Origin of the sequence: Aerococcus sanguinicola, assembly GCF_001543145.1 — a bacterium.
In the GTDB taxonomy this organism is placed as follows: domain Bacteria; phylum Bacillota; class Bacilli; order Lactobacillales; family Aerococcaceae; genus Aerococcus; species Aerococcus sanguinicola.
Map to the genome: position 1 here is coordinate 795,382 of NZ_CP014160.1, position 16,396 is coordinate 811,777.

General features: G+C 47.0%; 14 protein-coding genes. 5 read left to right on the forward strand and 9 right to left on the reverse strand.

Annotated elements, in window-relative coordinates:
* Window positions 1-19: 19 nt before the first annotated feature.
* Window positions 20-886, forward strand: a complete 867-nt coding sequence (locus AWM72_RS03620; protein ID WP_067973299.1) for an ROK family protein — start codon at window positions 20-22, stop codon at window positions 884-886.
* A 68-nt stretch (window positions 887-954) separates the two neighbouring features.
* Here AWM72_RS03620 and AWM72_RS03625 read toward each other — a convergent pair whose 3' ends face one another.
* From AWM72_RS03625 to AWM72_RS03660, 8 genes are all read right to left on the reverse strand, one after another.
* Window positions 955-1,707, reverse strand: coding sequence for a hypothetical protein (locus tag AWM72_RS03625; protein ID WP_067973303.1), 753 nt, complete (start codon window positions 1,705-1,707; stop codon window positions 955-957).
* Entirely contained in the window at window positions 1,708-2,745 is a 1,038-nt protein-coding gene (locus tag AWM72_RS03630) for an ABC transporter ATP-binding protein (RefSeq protein WP_083272335.1), read from the reverse strand. It lies immediately after the preceding gene.
* A gap of 100 nt (window positions 2,746-2,845) precedes the next feature.
* Window positions 2,846-3,610: a response regulator transcription factor gene (locus AWM72_RS03635; protein WP_067973310.1), complete on the reverse strand. Its 765-nt coding sequence runs from the start codon at window positions 3,608-3,610 to the stop codon at window positions 2,846-2,848.
* 149 nt (window positions 3,611-3,759) lie between these two features.
* Window positions 3,760-4,623, reverse strand: a complete 864-nt coding sequence (locus AWM72_RS03640) for a MetQ/NlpA family ABC transporter substrate-binding protein (RefSeq protein WP_083272334.1) — start codon at window positions 4,621-4,623, stop codon at window positions 3,760-3,762.
* Between the two features lie 177 nt (window positions 4,624-4,800).
* Window positions 4,801-6,177, reverse strand: a complete 1,377-nt coding sequence (locus AWM72_RS03645; protein ID WP_067973320.1) for a GntP family permease — start codon at window positions 6,175-6,177, stop codon at window positions 4,801-4,803.
* On the reverse strand, window positions 6,167-7,495 hold the full coding sequence (locus AWM72_RS03650; RefSeq protein WP_067973325.1) for a four-carbon acid sugar kinase family protein: 1,329 nt from the start codon (window positions 7,493-7,495) through the stop codon (window positions 6,167-6,169). Before AWM72_RS03650 ends, AWM72_RS03645 begins: the two co-directional genes overlap by 11 nt.
* A 92-nt stretch (window positions 7,496-7,587) precedes the next feature.
* A complete protein-coding gene (gene pdxA / locus AWM72_RS03655; RefSeq protein ID WP_144435175.1) occupies window positions 7,588-8,601 on the reverse strand; it encodes a 4-hydroxythreonine-4-phosphate dehydrogenase PdxA in 1,014 nt (337 codons plus the stop codon).
* 13 nt (window positions 8,602-8,614) lie between these two features.
* Window positions 8,615-9,379, reverse strand: a complete 765-nt coding sequence (locus AWM72_RS03660) for a DeoR/GlpR family DNA-binding transcription regulator (RefSeq protein ID WP_067973331.1) — start codon at window positions 9,377-9,379, stop codon at window positions 8,615-8,617.
* A 266-nt stretch (window positions 9,380-9,645) separates the two neighbouring features.
* Here AWM72_RS03660 and AWM72_RS03665 point away from each other — a divergent pair, with 266 nt between their 5' ends.
* Entirely contained in the window at window positions 9,646-10,929 is a 1,284-nt protein-coding gene (locus AWM72_RS03665) for an HlyC/CorC family transporter (protein ID WP_067973334.1), read from the forward strand.
* Between the two features lie 345 nt (window positions 10,930-11,274).
* On the opposite strand, the gene AWM72_RS03670 is transcribed toward AWM72_RS03665, so the two are convergent.
* The gene (locus AWM72_RS03670; RefSeq protein WP_067973340.1) at window positions 11,275-11,712 is read right to left on the reverse strand and encodes an HIT family protein; all 438 of its coding nucleotides are present in this window, start codon (window positions 11,710-11,712) and stop codon (window positions 11,275-11,277) included.
* A 676-nt stretch (window positions 11,713-12,388) separates the two neighbouring features.
* Here AWM72_RS03670 and AWM72_RS03675 point away from each other — a divergent pair.
* Genes AWM72_RS03675 through AWM72_RS03685 form a run of 3 tightly spaced genes read left to right on the forward strand, consistent with a single transcriptional unit; the run spans window position 12,389 to window position 16,367 of the window.
* On the forward strand, window positions 12,389-12,850 hold the full coding sequence (locus tag AWM72_RS03675; RefSeq protein ID WP_067973343.1) for a MarR family winged helix-turn-helix transcriptional regulator: 462 nt from the start codon (window positions 12,389-12,391) through the stop codon (window positions 12,848-12,850).
* Window positions 12,835-14,562, forward strand: a complete 1,728-nt coding sequence (locus AWM72_RS03680; RefSeq protein WP_067973346.1) for an ABC transporter ATP-binding protein — start codon at window positions 12,835-12,837, stop codon at window positions 14,560-14,562. Before AWM72_RS03675 ends, AWM72_RS03680 begins: the two co-directional genes overlap by 16 nt.
* Window positions 14,562-16,367 carry an ABC transporter ATP-binding protein gene (locus AWM72_RS03685; RefSeq protein ID WP_067973348.1) on the forward strand — a complete coding sequence of 602 codons (1,806 nt, stop codon included), beginning with the start codon at window positions 14,562-14,564 and terminating at the stop codon, window positions 16,365-16,367. The genes AWM72_RS03680 and AWM72_RS03685 overlap by 1 nt, the downstream gene beginning before the upstream one ends.
* The last annotated feature ends 29 nt before the right edge of the window (window positions 16,368-16,396 follow it).

Sequence of the window (16,396 nt, forward strand, 5' to 3'; positions counted from 1 at the left end):
AAGAGAAAGGTGCGATGACATGACTTATGCAGCAATCGAAGCCGGCGGGACTAAGTTCGTCTGCTCAGTCGGCGATGACCAGGGCCAGATCCTAGACCAGGTAAGCTTCCCTACCACTGAACCAGAAGAAACCCTAGCCCAGGTCTCTGACTTCTTCCACACACATAGCCAGGACCTCCAAGCCATCGGGATCGGGTCGTTCGGACCGATCGATATCCATCCCGAATCGCCCACTTACGGCTATATTAGCTCTACCCCTAAACTAGCCTGGCAAAACTATGACTTCGTCGGCCGCATCCAGCAAGACTTCAAGCTCCCCATCGCTTGGACCACGGACGTCAATGCCGCAGCCTACGGGGAATACAAGGCCGGCGCAGGCCAAGGCAGCCAAAGCCTGGTCTACTACACCATCGGCACCGGCATCGGCGGAGGGGCCATCCAGGACGGCCACTTCATCCAGGGCTTCAGCCATCCCGAAATGGGCCACATGCTGGTCCGGTCCCACGCTGATGACCCCTACCCCGGCAAGTGCCCCTTCCACCACTATTGCTTAGAAGGTATGGCAGCCGGTCCCGCCATCGAAGACCGGATTGGCTTACCAGGGTCTGAAATCCCTGAAAATGACCCCTACTGGGAAATCGAAGCCTATTACCTGGCCCAGTGCGTCTACAACACCAGCCTAATCCTAAGCCCTGAGAAGATTATCCTAGGCGGAGGCGTCATGAAACAAGCCCACCTCCTTGACCGCATCCACCGCCACTTCAAGACCTTAGTCAACGACTACATACAAACCCCAGACCTCACAGACTACATACAAACCCCTGGCTTAGAAGACAACGCCGCCACCATCGGCTGCTTTGAACTAGCCAAGGACCTGGTCAAATAAAAGCAAAACAACCGCTAAACTTCGATCGCTTAAGACCGAGTTTGGCGGTTGTTTTATCTTATCTATGACTAATATTCGGCTTTCCGATAAGCTTTTCCTGCTAAAAATATTAGGATTGCTATCCAAATAAAGAAGCAAAGGAACATTAAGAGGAGGACAAAACCTGCATTCTGTTTATCAAAAAAGGCAACAAAGCCTGTAGGAAAGAAAAATCGGGTAAAGTCAATACCAGAGGCAACTAAAGAAAATAGATAGAAAAGCACACCGATAGTCATCGTCAAACCATTGCCAAAGTGAATGGAAAGGTAGCTAGCCAGATAGATGATGATAATACTCATCAAGAAAATCCCTACCGCATTCAAAGCATCTTCCGTCCAAAAAACCTCTCCAATAAATGCTCCGCTAGCATAGTCCTCTCGAATCAAAGTCGTGTAGTAAGTGATCAGACAGGCTAGGAAGGTGAGGAGTACATAAAGGCCATAGACACCGACTAGAGTCAGATGCTTGGCCGATAATAGCTTGCCTTTAGGCATATCCTTATAGAGGTAGAGAATCTTATTTCGAATCTCATCCCCGACATTAACTGCTACCAAGTAAATCAAAGCGATGGTAGGAAGGCCAAAATTATACTGCACATAGACAACTGCCTCAAAAAAAGTCATAAAGTCCATCGATCCTGGATCAGCTGAAAGTTGCATAAAATTAGTATTGAATAGTCGGACAATGAGTAATAACAGAGGGAAAGCTGCAAAAGCAACAAATAACCAGGTCTCCTTCTCCTTAGCAAATAAATGTGCCTGGCCTTTCATTAAGTGTCCCATTTAGCGTCCCTCCTTAAAATAAGAATCTAAGCCGCTTCCTTGCTGCATGTCCTGGATCAGTTGGTCTTGGGCTAAACGTGCGATAATGGCATTGCGTTGGTCGCCAGTCGCCTGGACCTGAATGGTAAGGGTTCGTCTGTCATCCGAAAGCTCTGCTACCGACAGCAATTCTGAGCTTAAATAATCATTCAAATCAATTTCTCGATTCAAGATTAAATGCAAGCCATCACTTTCCTGGCCAAAGCTTTGCGTTAATTGACCCTCATCGATATAAACATAGCGATTGCAAATGGCCTTCAATTCATTGAGCTGGTGGCTGGAAATAATCATACTTGTCTCTTTTTGGATCGCTGCTTTTTGTAGGACTTCAATCAACTTCTCAACCCCTAAAGGATCTAAACCCACAAAAGGTTCATCTAGAATAATAAAGTCTGGTTCATTCACCAAGGCCATAACCAAGGCTAAGCGCTGTTTCATCCCAAAAGAAAAACTCGAGGGTTTGTCCTCACGGCGCTCCCACAAATCAACCAATTCTAACAAAGGACGCACATTCTTTCGATAGACCTCATCATGGTGAAGTTCAATCAAGAAATTCAAATTTTCCTCAACGGTCAGTTGGGGGTAGAAGACCGTTTCAATCAGGAGTCCACAACGGTCTAAACGTCCATGTCGAGCAAATAAATCTTCCCCATCCAATATAACTTGGCCTTCACTCGGACGAAGTGCCTTGGCCAAAATCTTAAGGAGGGTTGACTTGCCGGACCCATTCTTACCAATGAGACCTAAGATATCGCCATCCTGTATCGATAAGTTGACATCTTTAAGGGAATAGAAATCATTTCCTTTGTAACGCTTACTCAGATGTTTAATTTCGACTTCCATAAGTTCTCCTTTCTCAACAAAAATATTAAGCGCTTTCTTTACTTTCATGTTAGCATAAATCCTTATCAAATCCTTATAAATGCAGTGAATAGACCTAGTCTGCAGTGAACTAGCTGGAATAACCCCCCACTGCATCGTAAGCCCTAAAACTTGCATTCAATTTCCTTAAAAGCGTCCTTATCCTAGTCACTTAAAAGTGCATGGACAAATTTTCAGTTAGAAATTTGCCCATGCACTGATCGTTTACTTAGTCTCTTTATAATATATTCCTATCATCAAAAATATTTTTCAAATGACCCAGATTTTTATAACTAATAGGAATCCATACATCATTTACTAACTTAATCAGCTTATCCTCTTCTTGGTAACTGTGGATATAATTTAAGTTAACCACATAAGACCGATGCGTCCGAAAAAAATGTTTAGACCATGTTTCAATATCTTTCAATTTTCCTGTAAATTCGACAATTCTTTCTTCTTTATTTTCAATAAAATGACACTTGATTTTCCGCGATCGATCTGAGGTTTCAAAAAATAAGACTTGTGCGGGGTGTAAAAAAATGACTTGATCTAATGTTTTTAGGTAAACTGGTTCTCTTTCTGTATCCTCCCCATCAAATTGCCTCAAATAATAGCTCTCTAAACATCCATAATACTGCTTCACATCTATCTCTGAACCTGATTTTAAAATAAAATCTAAAGGTTCTATATGATGCTTAATGATCTTATCTAGATTACTATCATCTTCCCCCATACAGACAATATAGCCATGTGGGTCCTGTTTTCTAACTTTTATTAATGAGTCCAATTGTTCGGATAGAGTATCTACAGCATCTAAATCAAAAAAATAAAGGGAAGAAGATAATGCTTCTTCAGAGCAGTTTGTTAAAAAATTTTCTATAACATCTTCTTGTACTGTAATTTCGATGTCCCAAGCGTTAATCATAATATAGCCTTTAATTATCTCAACAAGTTTTTCCCTGAAAACAGGATCTTTAATAAATACCGCAATTTTTAGCATGACTTCTTCCTCCTTTTAAGAAAAACTTATCATATTATTAAGCTATATTCAAACAATAACTAAATTTATGTAAGGGCTCAATGAAAATATTTTGCAGTTACTATTAAAGGCCTAGCCAGAGCGGCTAGGCCTCGTTAATGGGCTGATATTTAAGAGCTTGCTTGGGCGAAATCTTCATAGTCCTTGGTCGCATCTTCGCCTGGCCCCCAGCCGGGATAGAAGGTGCCTGAGCCAGTTTCTTGGGCATAGCGGACGGTATCTTCTGTTTGGTAGTAGTCAAGAATCTTTCTTAGGATGGGATCATCTAAGTCTTCGTGGCGAACGACGAAATTCAAACGGAAGAGCTTGGACGTGTTGGTGGTGTCTTCGAAGTAGATGGCAGCCTCCTTGTCCAAGCCCGCTTCACTGGCGATGGTTATCCCGGTCAGGATCAACTCTGTGTCGCCTAAAGCTCTCGGCACCTGGCCCCCGTCCATCTCGACAAAGTCTAGCTTTTTGGGATTGCTGGCGATGTCTTCCTTAGTCGGTACAGGACCAGCTGAATCTTTGAGGGTCAAAAGCCCCGCCTTCTCCAACTGGATGAGGGCATTGCCCGTATTGATGGGATCATTAGTCACCGCAATCCGCGCCCCTTCCGGCACCTGGTCCAGACTCTCGATCCCTGACTTGGCCCAGATCCCCATCGGTTCAACGGACAAATAACCCAGGGGAACCAGGTCTGTCTGGTGGGACTGGTTGAAGTCTGCCAGGAAGGGCGCATATTGGTAGGCATTGGCCGCAATATCTCCCTCCGCCAGGGCCACATTAGGTTGGACAAAGTCGCTGAAAACCACCGGCTCAATCCGGATCCCTTCCTCCGCTTCCAGGCGGTCTCCCACATGGCGGAAAATCTCCGCCGCCCGGTCCGTCGCTACCCCAATCTTATAAGTCTCCTGGTCCTTCTGCCCCGATTTACAGCCCCCGAGGAGCAACAAGCAGATCAGAGCCAGTAGAATCATTCGTATCTTTCGCATATTATCACCTCTCTACCTATTATATAGACTAGGGGGTGGGATGGGTAGGAAAGACTTGAAGAATCCTCCTCTCTTTCAAAGAATTAGGTAAATATTCCTTTCTAGTAGCGTCAATGATAAAAAATTATCATCGAAAAGAAAAACCACCTGACTTTTCATGCTCAGGTGGTTGCATCTTTAGCCAAAGAAAGCGTTTAGGACAAGGATCATTACTGCCCCAATCGCCCAACAAATGGTTGTCGGGATAGACCAAGTACGGATCTGGTCCTTAACCTTCTCATTACCGATTAATTCATTAATTGTCCAGAAGTAAGAATCATTGAAGTAAGAGAAGAACATAGAACCCACACAAGCGGCCAAGGCAGCAAAGACAGGACTTACGCCCAGTGTCGCCATGATAGGGGCCGTAATCGAAGCGGCTGTCATGGCTGCCACATTCCCCGAGCCCTGAATGAAACGGACCAGGGTTGAAATAATTAGCGGCAAGAGAATTGGTGGGATGGCTGTGCCAGCAATGTAATTTGCGATCACATCACCAGCGCCAGAAGCATTTACAATCGTTCCTAGAGCGCCCCCAGCTCCCACTATTAGGAGGATCTTAGCCCCACCAGCAATGCCTTCGTCCATGAAGGCCAAGGCTTGGTCCCGGGTCATGGACCGGCTGAGGAAGATAATGGCTATCAGTAAGCTAATCCCCAAGGCACAGACGGGTTGGCCGAGAAAGGCGATACTTTGAACGATGAAGGAAGAAGACTCTGCTTGGGTCGCAAAGGTGCCAGCGAGAATCAAGAGAATAGGCACAATAATTGGAGCAAAAGATACCAGAGTGCCAGGTAATTCCTCTTGGTCCGTTTGTTCTTCGGCGATGTCATGACCCGTTAAAGCACGGGCTTGGTCGCCTTCAAGCCAGCCTTCTCCACTTTCATCGGGCAAGCGGTAAATCTGCTTGCCCATATAGCGGGCGTAGATCACAAGGGCAATAGCCATAGGAATGGTAATCACAATCCCCCAGAACATCATCTGAGCGAGGTCCGCACCAAAGATTCCCGCTGTCCCAATCGGCCCCGTCGCGGGAACCACAATGGAGTGGGTGAGAACAAGGCCACCTGCTGTCGCAATGGCTAAAGAGACAATAGACTTACGTTTAGCACGCGAAATTACCTTAAGTAGGGGGAAGAGAATAACGAAGCCAGGCACGCAAAAGATAGACATGGAGGTGATATAACCCGTGACATTAACAGCCATTTCTTCCTTACCATTACCGAAAACTTTGAGGAAACTACGAGCAATTCGCTCAGCAGCCCCCGATTTTTCTAGTAATTTCCCCATCATAACACCGAAACTGATGAGGATCCCTAAGTTCCCTAGGGTCGTCCCGAAACCTTCCTTAATTGTATTCACTGTTTCAATGGGATCCATTCCACCTAGGATACCCGTGAGTAAACTCGTAATAATCAAAGCGAGAAAGACATGGATCTTGGTCTTAGTGAGCATGAAGATCAAGAGGACCATGGCAAAGATTAAGGCGAGGATAATCTGTGTACTAGCTGACATGGTGAACACCTTCTTCTACATAGTAATTGCTGGCAATCTTGGTCGCTAAGAAATCCGCACATTCATAGAGGGTATATTCATCGCCAATTAAACCACCCTTGGTAATGATGCTCTTGTGGTCCAGGGCTCCACCCATGATGGTGCCGTAGACTGCTAAGGGAATGACTTCATCTTTGATTTGAATCCCCGTTGTTTCCGTCTTTTCTAGGAAGGCCTTGGTGATGTCCCCACCTGACGTATAGACGCCCCCGAGCTGGTCGCCCATGGCTAGGGCAATTTGGGACCCAATTTCTGCTACCTTATCGCTGATGCGTTCGGAAGCCTGGCGAACTGTCAATCCGGATTTCTTAGCCGCTTCCTTTAGATTCAACTTATCTTCTTTTTGCATCATCGTAGCCACGAGAAACATTTGATTATCATCTAAGTGTTGGAGGACTTTGTTTTTCACGCGATCAATTTCTGCTTGATCAGGGCCGTCATAGAGCAAGTCTTCAGCTTGGATTTTGACCACATAGGGCGCCAGCTCCGCCCGGAAACGCGCAATTTGAGCAATCGCAATGGTCGAGACCGAGCCAATGGTAAAGAGCATCTTCTGCTTGGTCTTAATCCCCGTTGTTTGGTCGGAGTTCTTAACTAGGTAGTAAGTAAAAGGACCGGGATCAACAGCAACAAAGGGAAGGTCCATAGCTAGGGTAGCCTGGGCGATGGTCTCAATATCTTCATTCGTGAAGGCATCGACGACAATGATCTCTGCCCCATTGTCCTTGAGAGCCAGCATGGTATCAGTAATTGCTTCTTGACCCTGCATAATCGTTTCAACCGTAATCACGCCAATTTCACGGTCGGTCTGTTCCCTAAAGATTGTTGAAATTTTGGAAGAGTCAACGGGTGCTGTCGGATCGTTCCGCACATCCGTGAGTTCTAAGGGCACTCCATCCACTAACATGTAATTCCCGATCACAATCTTTCCTGAATCGGGATAAGAAGCCACGACGATCGCCAGGGTATCCTCATCGAGCTGGTCTAAGATCGCATCGAGCTCTGCCCCACAATTCCCACGCATGGTGGAATCAATTCGTTTATTGTAGAAATCAACCTGGAGGCCTTTAACAGAGGCCATCTTGTCCACCACAGCTTGGTAGGCCGCTTCAGCTTCCATGCCTCGTGAATCCGTATGAACACCTAAAGCATCATAGTTCTCATAGTCTGCAATATAATCAGCATTATTAATTGTTCCAACTTTATAGCCGTTTTTAGCGAGCGATGAATTCGAGACATTAGCCCCCGTCATATCGTCCGCAATAATTAAAGTCCGCATAAATATCCCCCTTATAATTAAAGCGTTTACATTTTATTAGAATAGAAAAGGATGGTCCTGGGTAAAGACCGCGGCCCATCCTCTATACAAGTCTATGCACCTTCATGTGCTGCTTTGAAGCGTCCAGAATAGTGGCAAGCCAGACGAATCGCTTCATCCAAGCTAATCTCATCAGCCACACCTGTCCCCGCAATATCAAAAGCCGTCCCGTGGTCAACTGAAGTTCTTAAGAAAGGCAAACCATGGGTAATAGAAATCGTCCGGTCAAAGTCAACCATCTTCGTCGCGATGTGGCCTTGGTCATGGTAGAGAGAAAGAACCCCATCATACTTACCCATTAAGGCTTGGTGGAAGACGGAATCAGCTCCGATTGGGCCATAAACTTTGATCCCTTCAGCCTGCATCTCTTCCACAGCAGGTATAATGGATTCAATTTCTTCACTACCGAAGAGACCTCCATCCCCACAGTGCGGATTTAAACCAGCAATCGCAACGGAAGGATCTTCGACTCCCAATGTTTTAAGGGCATCCATGGTTCGTTTGGTATAATGCTTAATTCCTTCTTTGGAGATTAAGTCACAGACTTCTTTTAAAGACACGTGCTTAGAATAGAAGGTCACGCGCAGGCCTTTGACCTCGAACATGGTTAAGGGTTCTTCGACACCTGTTAGGTCCTGCAAGATATCCGTATGGCCGAGTTGTTTAATTCCTGCTTCAGATAATGACTCCTTATTGATCGTTGTCGTTACCATAGCGGCTGCTTGCCCATCTTTGGCCAATTCGTAGGCTTTCTTGATATAATCGTAAGACGCTTGGCCACATTCGGCAGATACTTTACCCCATTCGAAGGTATCCATATTGACATTATCGAGGTCAAAAACATCTAAGGTTCCTGGCTCATACTTGCCTTCTTCAAAAGAAGTAATCGGGTGGATGGTCAAGCCCGTCTGACAAATTTCATCTGCCAATTTTAGGATATCAGCATCGCCAACAACCGCTACATTAGCCTCAGCGAAGACCTCCTCTTTGGCAAAAGACTTACATACAATTTCAGGACCAATACCTGCTGGGTCGCCCATGGTCAATACAACATATTCTTTAGTCATTATCATACACTCCTTAACAAATTTTGATTTCTAAGTGACTGATATCATGCAAACCATCCAAGTCAGCATCCTGACTGGTATACAACTTATCGAAGTCTGTCATAGGCGCATAACGCAAGAGGCTGCGCCGACGACTTTTTTCGCCTGTTGCCAGTAAGATACGATGGTTGGCGATTTCTAATGCCGAGGACTTGAGTGCCGCCTTCTCATTTGAAGTCGTATAGACCCCCTCTTTAGAGAAAGAATCGCAACCCATAATCGCCGTGTCTACACGGTAGGAACGTAAACGATCGACTGCAGCAAAATCGCGGCTTGTTTTCGATAGGTTAGATAACTCTCCCGCTAATAGAATCACCCGATAATTAGGGGCTTGGGTCGCTTCAAGTGCAATGGTTAAATCACAAGTAATGATTGTTAAAACATCATAATACTGGCGACATTTTGCGACCAACAAACGATTGGTTGTCCCATTATCTAAGAAGAGACTGTCACCAAGCGAAATATTTTCTAAAACTTCTTCCACTAAGCGGGCTTTATCTTCTTGGCGGGTATCTTGCTTCACATCCGGTTTTATCTCGGTGCGAATCAACTGATCAGGCCCCAACCAGATGGCACCGCCGAAGACCTTCTCAATCAAACCTTTACTTTCGAGTTCGTTTAAGTCCTTTCGAATAGTTACTTCTGAAACCCCGAATTCTTGAGATAATTCTTTAACGGTTGCCGATTGGCTCAGTTTCAGATAATCAGCTATCCGGTCTAAACGCTCCTGTGCTAACATTTCTTGTCCTCCTAATTCATATTGTAGACGAAAGTTCATTTACTTTCAAGTTATTTCTTTTGTTTTCTTTTATTTATTTTTTATCTTTGCTTTATTCATCTAGATTTATTTTATAATTTCTTTACCTTTCGATAAATAGGTTTTCCCATAATTTCATGATACAATAATTCTAGGAAAGTATACACTTAAGCAAACACTATCCAAGCCCCCTTTTCGACTGGGACTCGGGTAGTGTTTATCTTACAATTTATAGGAGGAATTTTAGAATGGATGAGAGTTACGTCGGGTCGATCGCCTTATTTATCTTATGTGTGATTTTATCCGCTTATTTTTCTGCTTCGGAGACAGCTTTTACGTCTTTGAATCGCATTCGTTTGCAAAATGAGGCAGAGAATGGCGATAAGCGTGCCCAACAAGCCCTCAATTTACAGGAAGACTTTGAATCCTTACTATCGACAATCTTGATTGGCAATAATATTGTGAACATCGGGGCGTCAGCTATCGCAACGGTGGTCCTCTTGGTCTGGTTCCCTCGCTATGGGGCGACCATTTCGACCATTGCGACAACGGTGATCCTCTTGCTCTGCTCAGAGATTACGCCCAAGTTAATTGCCAAATTGATGCCGGAACAATTTGCCAAGTTCTCAACCCCTATTTTGCGGGTGGTCATGTGGCTAATGACGCCTCTTGTTTGGTTGATTAACCTCTGGCAGAAGCTCGTCCAACGCATCATCCCCATCGAAAGCCAGGAAGGAATCAGTGAGGAAGAATTGCTTTCCCTGGTGGATGAAGCCCGGGTGGGTGGCTCGATTGAATACGATGAACAGCGCTTGGTCAAGGCCGCCATTAACTTCGACGACCGAACCGTTTCTTCTATTCTAACCCCTCGGATTGACCTGGTTGCCGCGGACGTCCATGACAGCGACGAAAGCATTGACCAGGCCTTCATGGAACATCCTTATTCGCGCTTGGTGATTTATGACGAGAATATCGATAATGTCCTAGGTGCCCTCCACGAGCGGGACTTCAACCGCTATCTGCGGGCCAAGCGTGAGCGCGGACAAAAAGTGGTCCTCCAGAGCATTCTCTCTGATGTCCTCTTCATTCCGCCTTCGATTAAATTAGCCAACCTCCTGCGCAAGATGCAGAAGCAGAAGGTTCATATGGCTGTTGTCCGCGACGAACACGGGGGCGTCATGGGGATTGCTACCATGGAAGACGTCCTGGAAGAACTAGTTGGCGAGATTTGGGACGAAGATGACGTGGTCTTCAATGACATCGACGTGCTCATCCCCCAAGAACACTATCAATTTAGCGGGGGCTGCGCCATCGACAAGGCTATGCCAATCCTTAACCTGCCCCTAGAAGAACCCGAACTCTTCCATACCGTCAATGGCTTTGTGGTCCACCACATCGGCAAGCTTCCAGAAAAAGGCGACCGCTTCAGCGTCGGCGACTGGCAATTCAAGGTCCTCGAAGAAGACCGCCAACGCGTCTCCATCCTCGACGCCATCCACCAAGAAAACTCGGAAGAAGAGGAAGAAGACTAAGTGAGCATCAGCACTTAAGTTTCTTTATTTTTTAATAAAAATGCTAATTAAATGCTTTTTCTTTAGCTATCTAATTATGAGCAGGAGCGAAGCATTGAAGTTGGTCCTTAGCCATGACCAAGCAAGCGAAGCGAATTACGGAACGTAGGCGTCAGCCGTAGGGTCCGTTTGAGTCTCGCTAGGCGAGAGACCTTGGCTCGAGCCGGTGCCATGGCTCTTAAGGACCAAATTCAAAAGCGTAGCGTATGCTCATTACAATCGAAAAATACATATAAGAATAGGCAGTGAATGCAAGGCCATCCCTTCATTCACTGCCTTCTTTTGGTCTTAGTGCACTAAATCAGCTTATAAAGCCAAAGCTTGACGCAAGTCCTCTGCCATCGCCTCATACTCATCATCTGACAAGTATTTTTGGTCCAAGTTCATCGCAAATGGCGTCCCCCATTCCACTTCGCCTTCATACTTAGGCACCAAGTGGAAGTGGAGGTGGGACCCACCATCTCCGTAAGCCCCGTAGTTAATCTTGTCTGGCTTGTAAAGCTGGTGCATAACCTTAGCCACTTGGGCAATCTCAGCGAAGTAAGCATCACGCTCTTCATCAGAAATATCCACCAATTCACTGACATGTTCCTTGTAAGCCACAATCAAGCGGCCAGGATGGGACTGCTCCTTGAAGATAATCACCAGGCTATGGGGCAATTCGCCCACTAAATAGCCGAATTGAGCGAGCGGCTCGCCTTGGACACAGTAGCCACAATTTGGATCTTTAACAGTTTCTGTCATAAGAATCATCCTCCTTTAATTTAACTCTATTTTATCACTAATTCTCCCAAAATAGAGCAATTATATATTTTGGAAAAGGCACTAGAAAAAAGAATACTCACTCTATCAGCTCACTTTGAGCAATACCGGAACGCATACTCATAAGCACCACTTAGTATTTTTCGTTCTTATAGCGTTGGGGGATTGCTTAGCGATTCGTTTCATGAGCAGGAGTGGAGTTTGAAAGTGATCGTTAGCCGTGACCAAGCAAGGTCCAGACCGAACCCGACTAGAAGCGAATTACGTATCGTAGGCGCTAGCCGTACGAGACGTTTGAGTCTCGCTAGGCGAGGAACCTTGGCCCGAATCGGTGCTATGCTTTAGCCGTTGGAGCTTTAGCGACTTACGGATAAAGTACAAGACGGCTTTAGCCGTGTTGGTCCTCAGAACATTTAACGATCACTTTCAAGACGGAACGGATGCTCTTAGCACAACTTTATAAAAAAAGAGCAACATTCGATTTTTCAGAATGCCGCCCTTTAGCTCATTATAGCCAAGAATTGTAAAGTTTCGGCCTGTTTTCGGTAAGTATTGTGTAAATTTTAAGATTTAAATCAAATCACTTGTATTTACAAGTATAATCCGTTATGATAGATAAGTAGCACATATCAACATAATTTCAAAAGGAGATGGACAGGTGACTGAAGATGCCTTAACCATTTCCCATTTAATCTTTCAATTAGCAAACCTACAGAAGAAGTACCTCTTCGAACGCTTAAAGGAAGTTGACCTCAACCCGATCCAGGCCCAGACCCTCCATTATATCTACCGGGAGGCCGGACCTATCCAGCGTTCACTGGCGACCTATCTCGGCAAACACGAGGCCACGATCAGTAACATTTTGAATGTTTTAGAAGATCGTGGCTATCTTTATCGGCAAACGGCGTCAGATAATAGCCGGCAAAAGCAAATCTTTTTGACCGCTAGTGGCCACAAGCAAGTTGAGAAGATTAATGGGATTTTTAAAGATTTAGAAGCTGAGCTCTGTTCCGACTTATCCAAGGAGGACCGGGCCAAAGTATTGCAAGTCTTAACGGATCAACGCGACCAATTCGTAAAAAATAGAAAGAAAGGTGATCATCCATGCTTAAACTCTTAAAACGTGTGCCCAAATCGCTGATTATCCTCAGCGTCTTCTTTGCCTTCATGCAGGGGGTAACGGAATTGCTCCTGCCTACCTTGACTGCACGCTTGATTAATGACGGGGTGGCCCAGGGTAACTTCGATGCCATCTGGGGCGTTGCCGGGCAAATGTTTATCATGACCCTGCTCATTGTGGGTTCTGCCCTGGCCAATATCTGGTTTGCTTCCAAGGCTTCCCAAGGGCTGGGACGTGACCTGCGTAATGCCCTCTATGCCAAGGTGCAACGCCTGTCCAAGGATACCTATGATGAATTCGGGAACGCCTCCCTCATCACGCGGTCATCCTCTGACATTGTGCAGATCGAATTGACCACCATGATGGTTCTGCGGATGTTCTTGCTTTCCCCCGCCATGCTGATTGCCAGTATCACCATGGCCTACCAAGCCAGTCCGCAAATGAGCCAAACCTACCTGGCCACCATCCCTATCATCGCCATCGCTATCGGAATCGTGATCTATACCGCCTCCCCCCTCTTCCGCTCTATGCAAAAGAAGGTGGACCGGATGAACTTGATCTTCCGGGAAGGGCTGACGGGGGTCCGGGTTATCCGAGCTTTCAATAAGAATGAATACGAATCTGACCGCTTCCAGGAAGCTAACGATGACTACCGGCAGACCGCTATCGGCGCCCAAGTTCGCCTGGCCTTCTTAATTCCGGTCATGATGACCACCCTCAACCTGACGACCGTCTTCCTGGTTTGGTATGGCGGGCGTTTAACGGCCATCCAGTCCTTGGACATGGGAGTGATCCTGTCCTTTATCTCTTATACGGCGATCATGGGAGTCTCCTTCATGTTTATCGGTTTGATGTTCGTCCTGATTCCCCGGGCCCAAGTCTCAGCAGAACGGGTGAACCAAGTGTTGGAAGCGCCTGAGAAGATCCACTCACCTGAGAACGGTGGCCAAGTCCTCTCCCTGGATGAAGCTGGACAGATCGACTTCAACCATGTCCACTTCGCCTATGATGGGGCCGAATCCAATGTCCTCGACGACATCGACTTCCACCTGACGCCAGGTATGACCCTGGGGATTATTGGCGGGACAGGTTCCGGTAAGTCAACCATCGCTAACTTGCTCCTACGCTTCTACGACCGGTCGTCCGGCGAGATCCGGGTTAACGGCCACTTGCTCGAAGACATCAACCTCAACAGCCTGCGCCGCTACATCGCCTATGTGCCACAGAAGGCCAACCTCTTCCGCGGCACCATCCGCTCGAATATGTTAGCCGGTAAGTCTGATGCCACAGATGAAGAAATCTGGCGGGCCCTCGAAATTGCCCAAGCTGCGGACTTTGTTTCCAGCTTCTCTGACCAGTTGGACCGACGCGTCGAACAAGGCGGGTCTAACTTCTCAGGAGGTCAAAAGCAGCGGCTCTGTATCGCCCGGGCCTTGATCAAGCAATCGCCGGTCAATGTCTTCGACGATTCTTTCTCGGCTTTGGATGCCAAGACGGACGCCAACCTGCGCCAAGCCTTGAAGAACTTGGATGACCAAACCATCAACTTGATTATTGCCCAACGTGTCAGCACCATTTCCGACGCTGACTTGATTATTGTCCTCAACGACAACGGCAGCATCGCGGGAACTGGCAGCCATGAGAGCCTGCAAGAAGATACCCCAATCTACCGTTCCATCGTTCAATCCCAATTAAAGGAGGTAAGTGACTAATGAGTAAAGAAGTGAAACCAAGATCTACCTTTAGTGCCTTGCGTAAGCTGATTCGTTTTCTCGGCAGATACAAGTATACCTTCTTTGCCGTGATCTTCTTCTCCGTCTTCGCCTCAGTAACGGAAATCTTCGCTCCGAAAATTCTCGGGGGAGCGACCACTCTGATAGCTGACGGGGTTAGCCAAGGCCTCCAAGAAGTCAACGGTCAGATGCGCTATGTCATTGATTTTGAGGGAATTGTTAGTATCCTCATCAAAGTAGCCATCCTCTACCTACTAACCGGGCTGGGCCGCTACCTGCAGAACTTCCTGCTCAGTAAGGCCGTTCAAGGGACCATTTCCGAATTGCGCCAGGCCATGCGCGACAAGCTCAATCGCCTGCCTATTTCAACCCTAGACCAAACCCCGAATGGTGAGATCCTCAGTCGGGCCATCAATGATATCGAAAATATCGCGGCTACCCTGCAACAAAATATCTCCCAAGCTATCATGTCCACCACCCTCTTCATTGGTGTGGCCATCATGATCGTCTCCATCAGCCCTCGTATTGGTGGGATGATGCTCGGGGCCGTCGCTTTGACTATTGTGATGGTCTCCTTCATCACCCCCATCTCCCAGCGGCTCTTCGCCAACCAACAGCGGCTCCAAGGATCCATCAACGGTCTGATTGAAGAAGACTACAATGGCCAAATCGAAATCAAGGCCTTTAACCAACAAAAGCATAAACTGGAAAAATTCGAAGAAGAAACTGAAAGTTACTACAATACTTCACAGAAAGCCCAATTCATCTCAGGGATCATGTTCCCTTCCGTTAACTTTATCCGGAATGTGGGCTATGTCCTAATCGCCCTCGTCGGCGGGGTCTCTGTCGTCAACGGCCATATGTCTCTGGGGAATGTCCAAGCCTTGATGCAGTACAACCCCCAACTCTTCCAACCCGTTTCCCAATTATCGTCCATCGTCAACCAGATTCAATCCACCCTGGCTTCAGCAGAACGGATCTTTGAATTCTTAGAGTTAGACGATATGGAAATCGTGGAATCAGGCCTGGCTCCCCAAGAAAGCGACTATAAGGTGAGCTTCCAAGATGTTCAATTCGGTTACGATCCTGACCAAATGATCCTCAAAGACTTCAGCCTCGATGTCAAACCAGGACAGATGGTTGCCATTGTGGGACCAACCGGAGCTGGGAAGACCACCCTGATCAACCTTTTGGAACGCTTCTATGAGGTAAATGACGGGAGCATCCGCATCGATGGCGTCGACATCCGGGACTACAGCCGTGATGACGTCCGCCACCAGATGGGCATGGTCCTCCAAGACACCTGGCTCTTCCGTGGCAGCATCTACGACAACATTGCCTACGGAGCCCAGGGACGGGTCCCTGAGCCTGAAGAAGTCTACTCCGCAGCCAAAACCGCTCACGTGGATGACTTCGTGAAGAAGCTCCCCGATGGCTATGACACCATCATCAACGAGGATGCCTCCAATATCTCCCAAGGCCAGCGCCAGCTCATCACCATCGCCCGGGCCTTGGTAGCAACCCCCGACATCCTCATCCTGGATGAAGCCACGTCCAATATCGACACCCGGACCGAAAAACTCATCCAACAAGCCACTGACAAGCTGCTCAAAGGGCGGACCAGCTTCGTCATCGCCCACCGCCTCTCCACCATCCAAGATGCCGACCAGATCATCGTTCTCGACGCTGGCCGCATCATTGAGAAAGGCAACCATGACGAACTCATGGCCAAGCAGGGCTTCTACTACGCCCTCTACAACGCCCAGTTCAGCCAAGCCTCTTAGGATAAAAATAGCCTCATGCCTGACCCCTG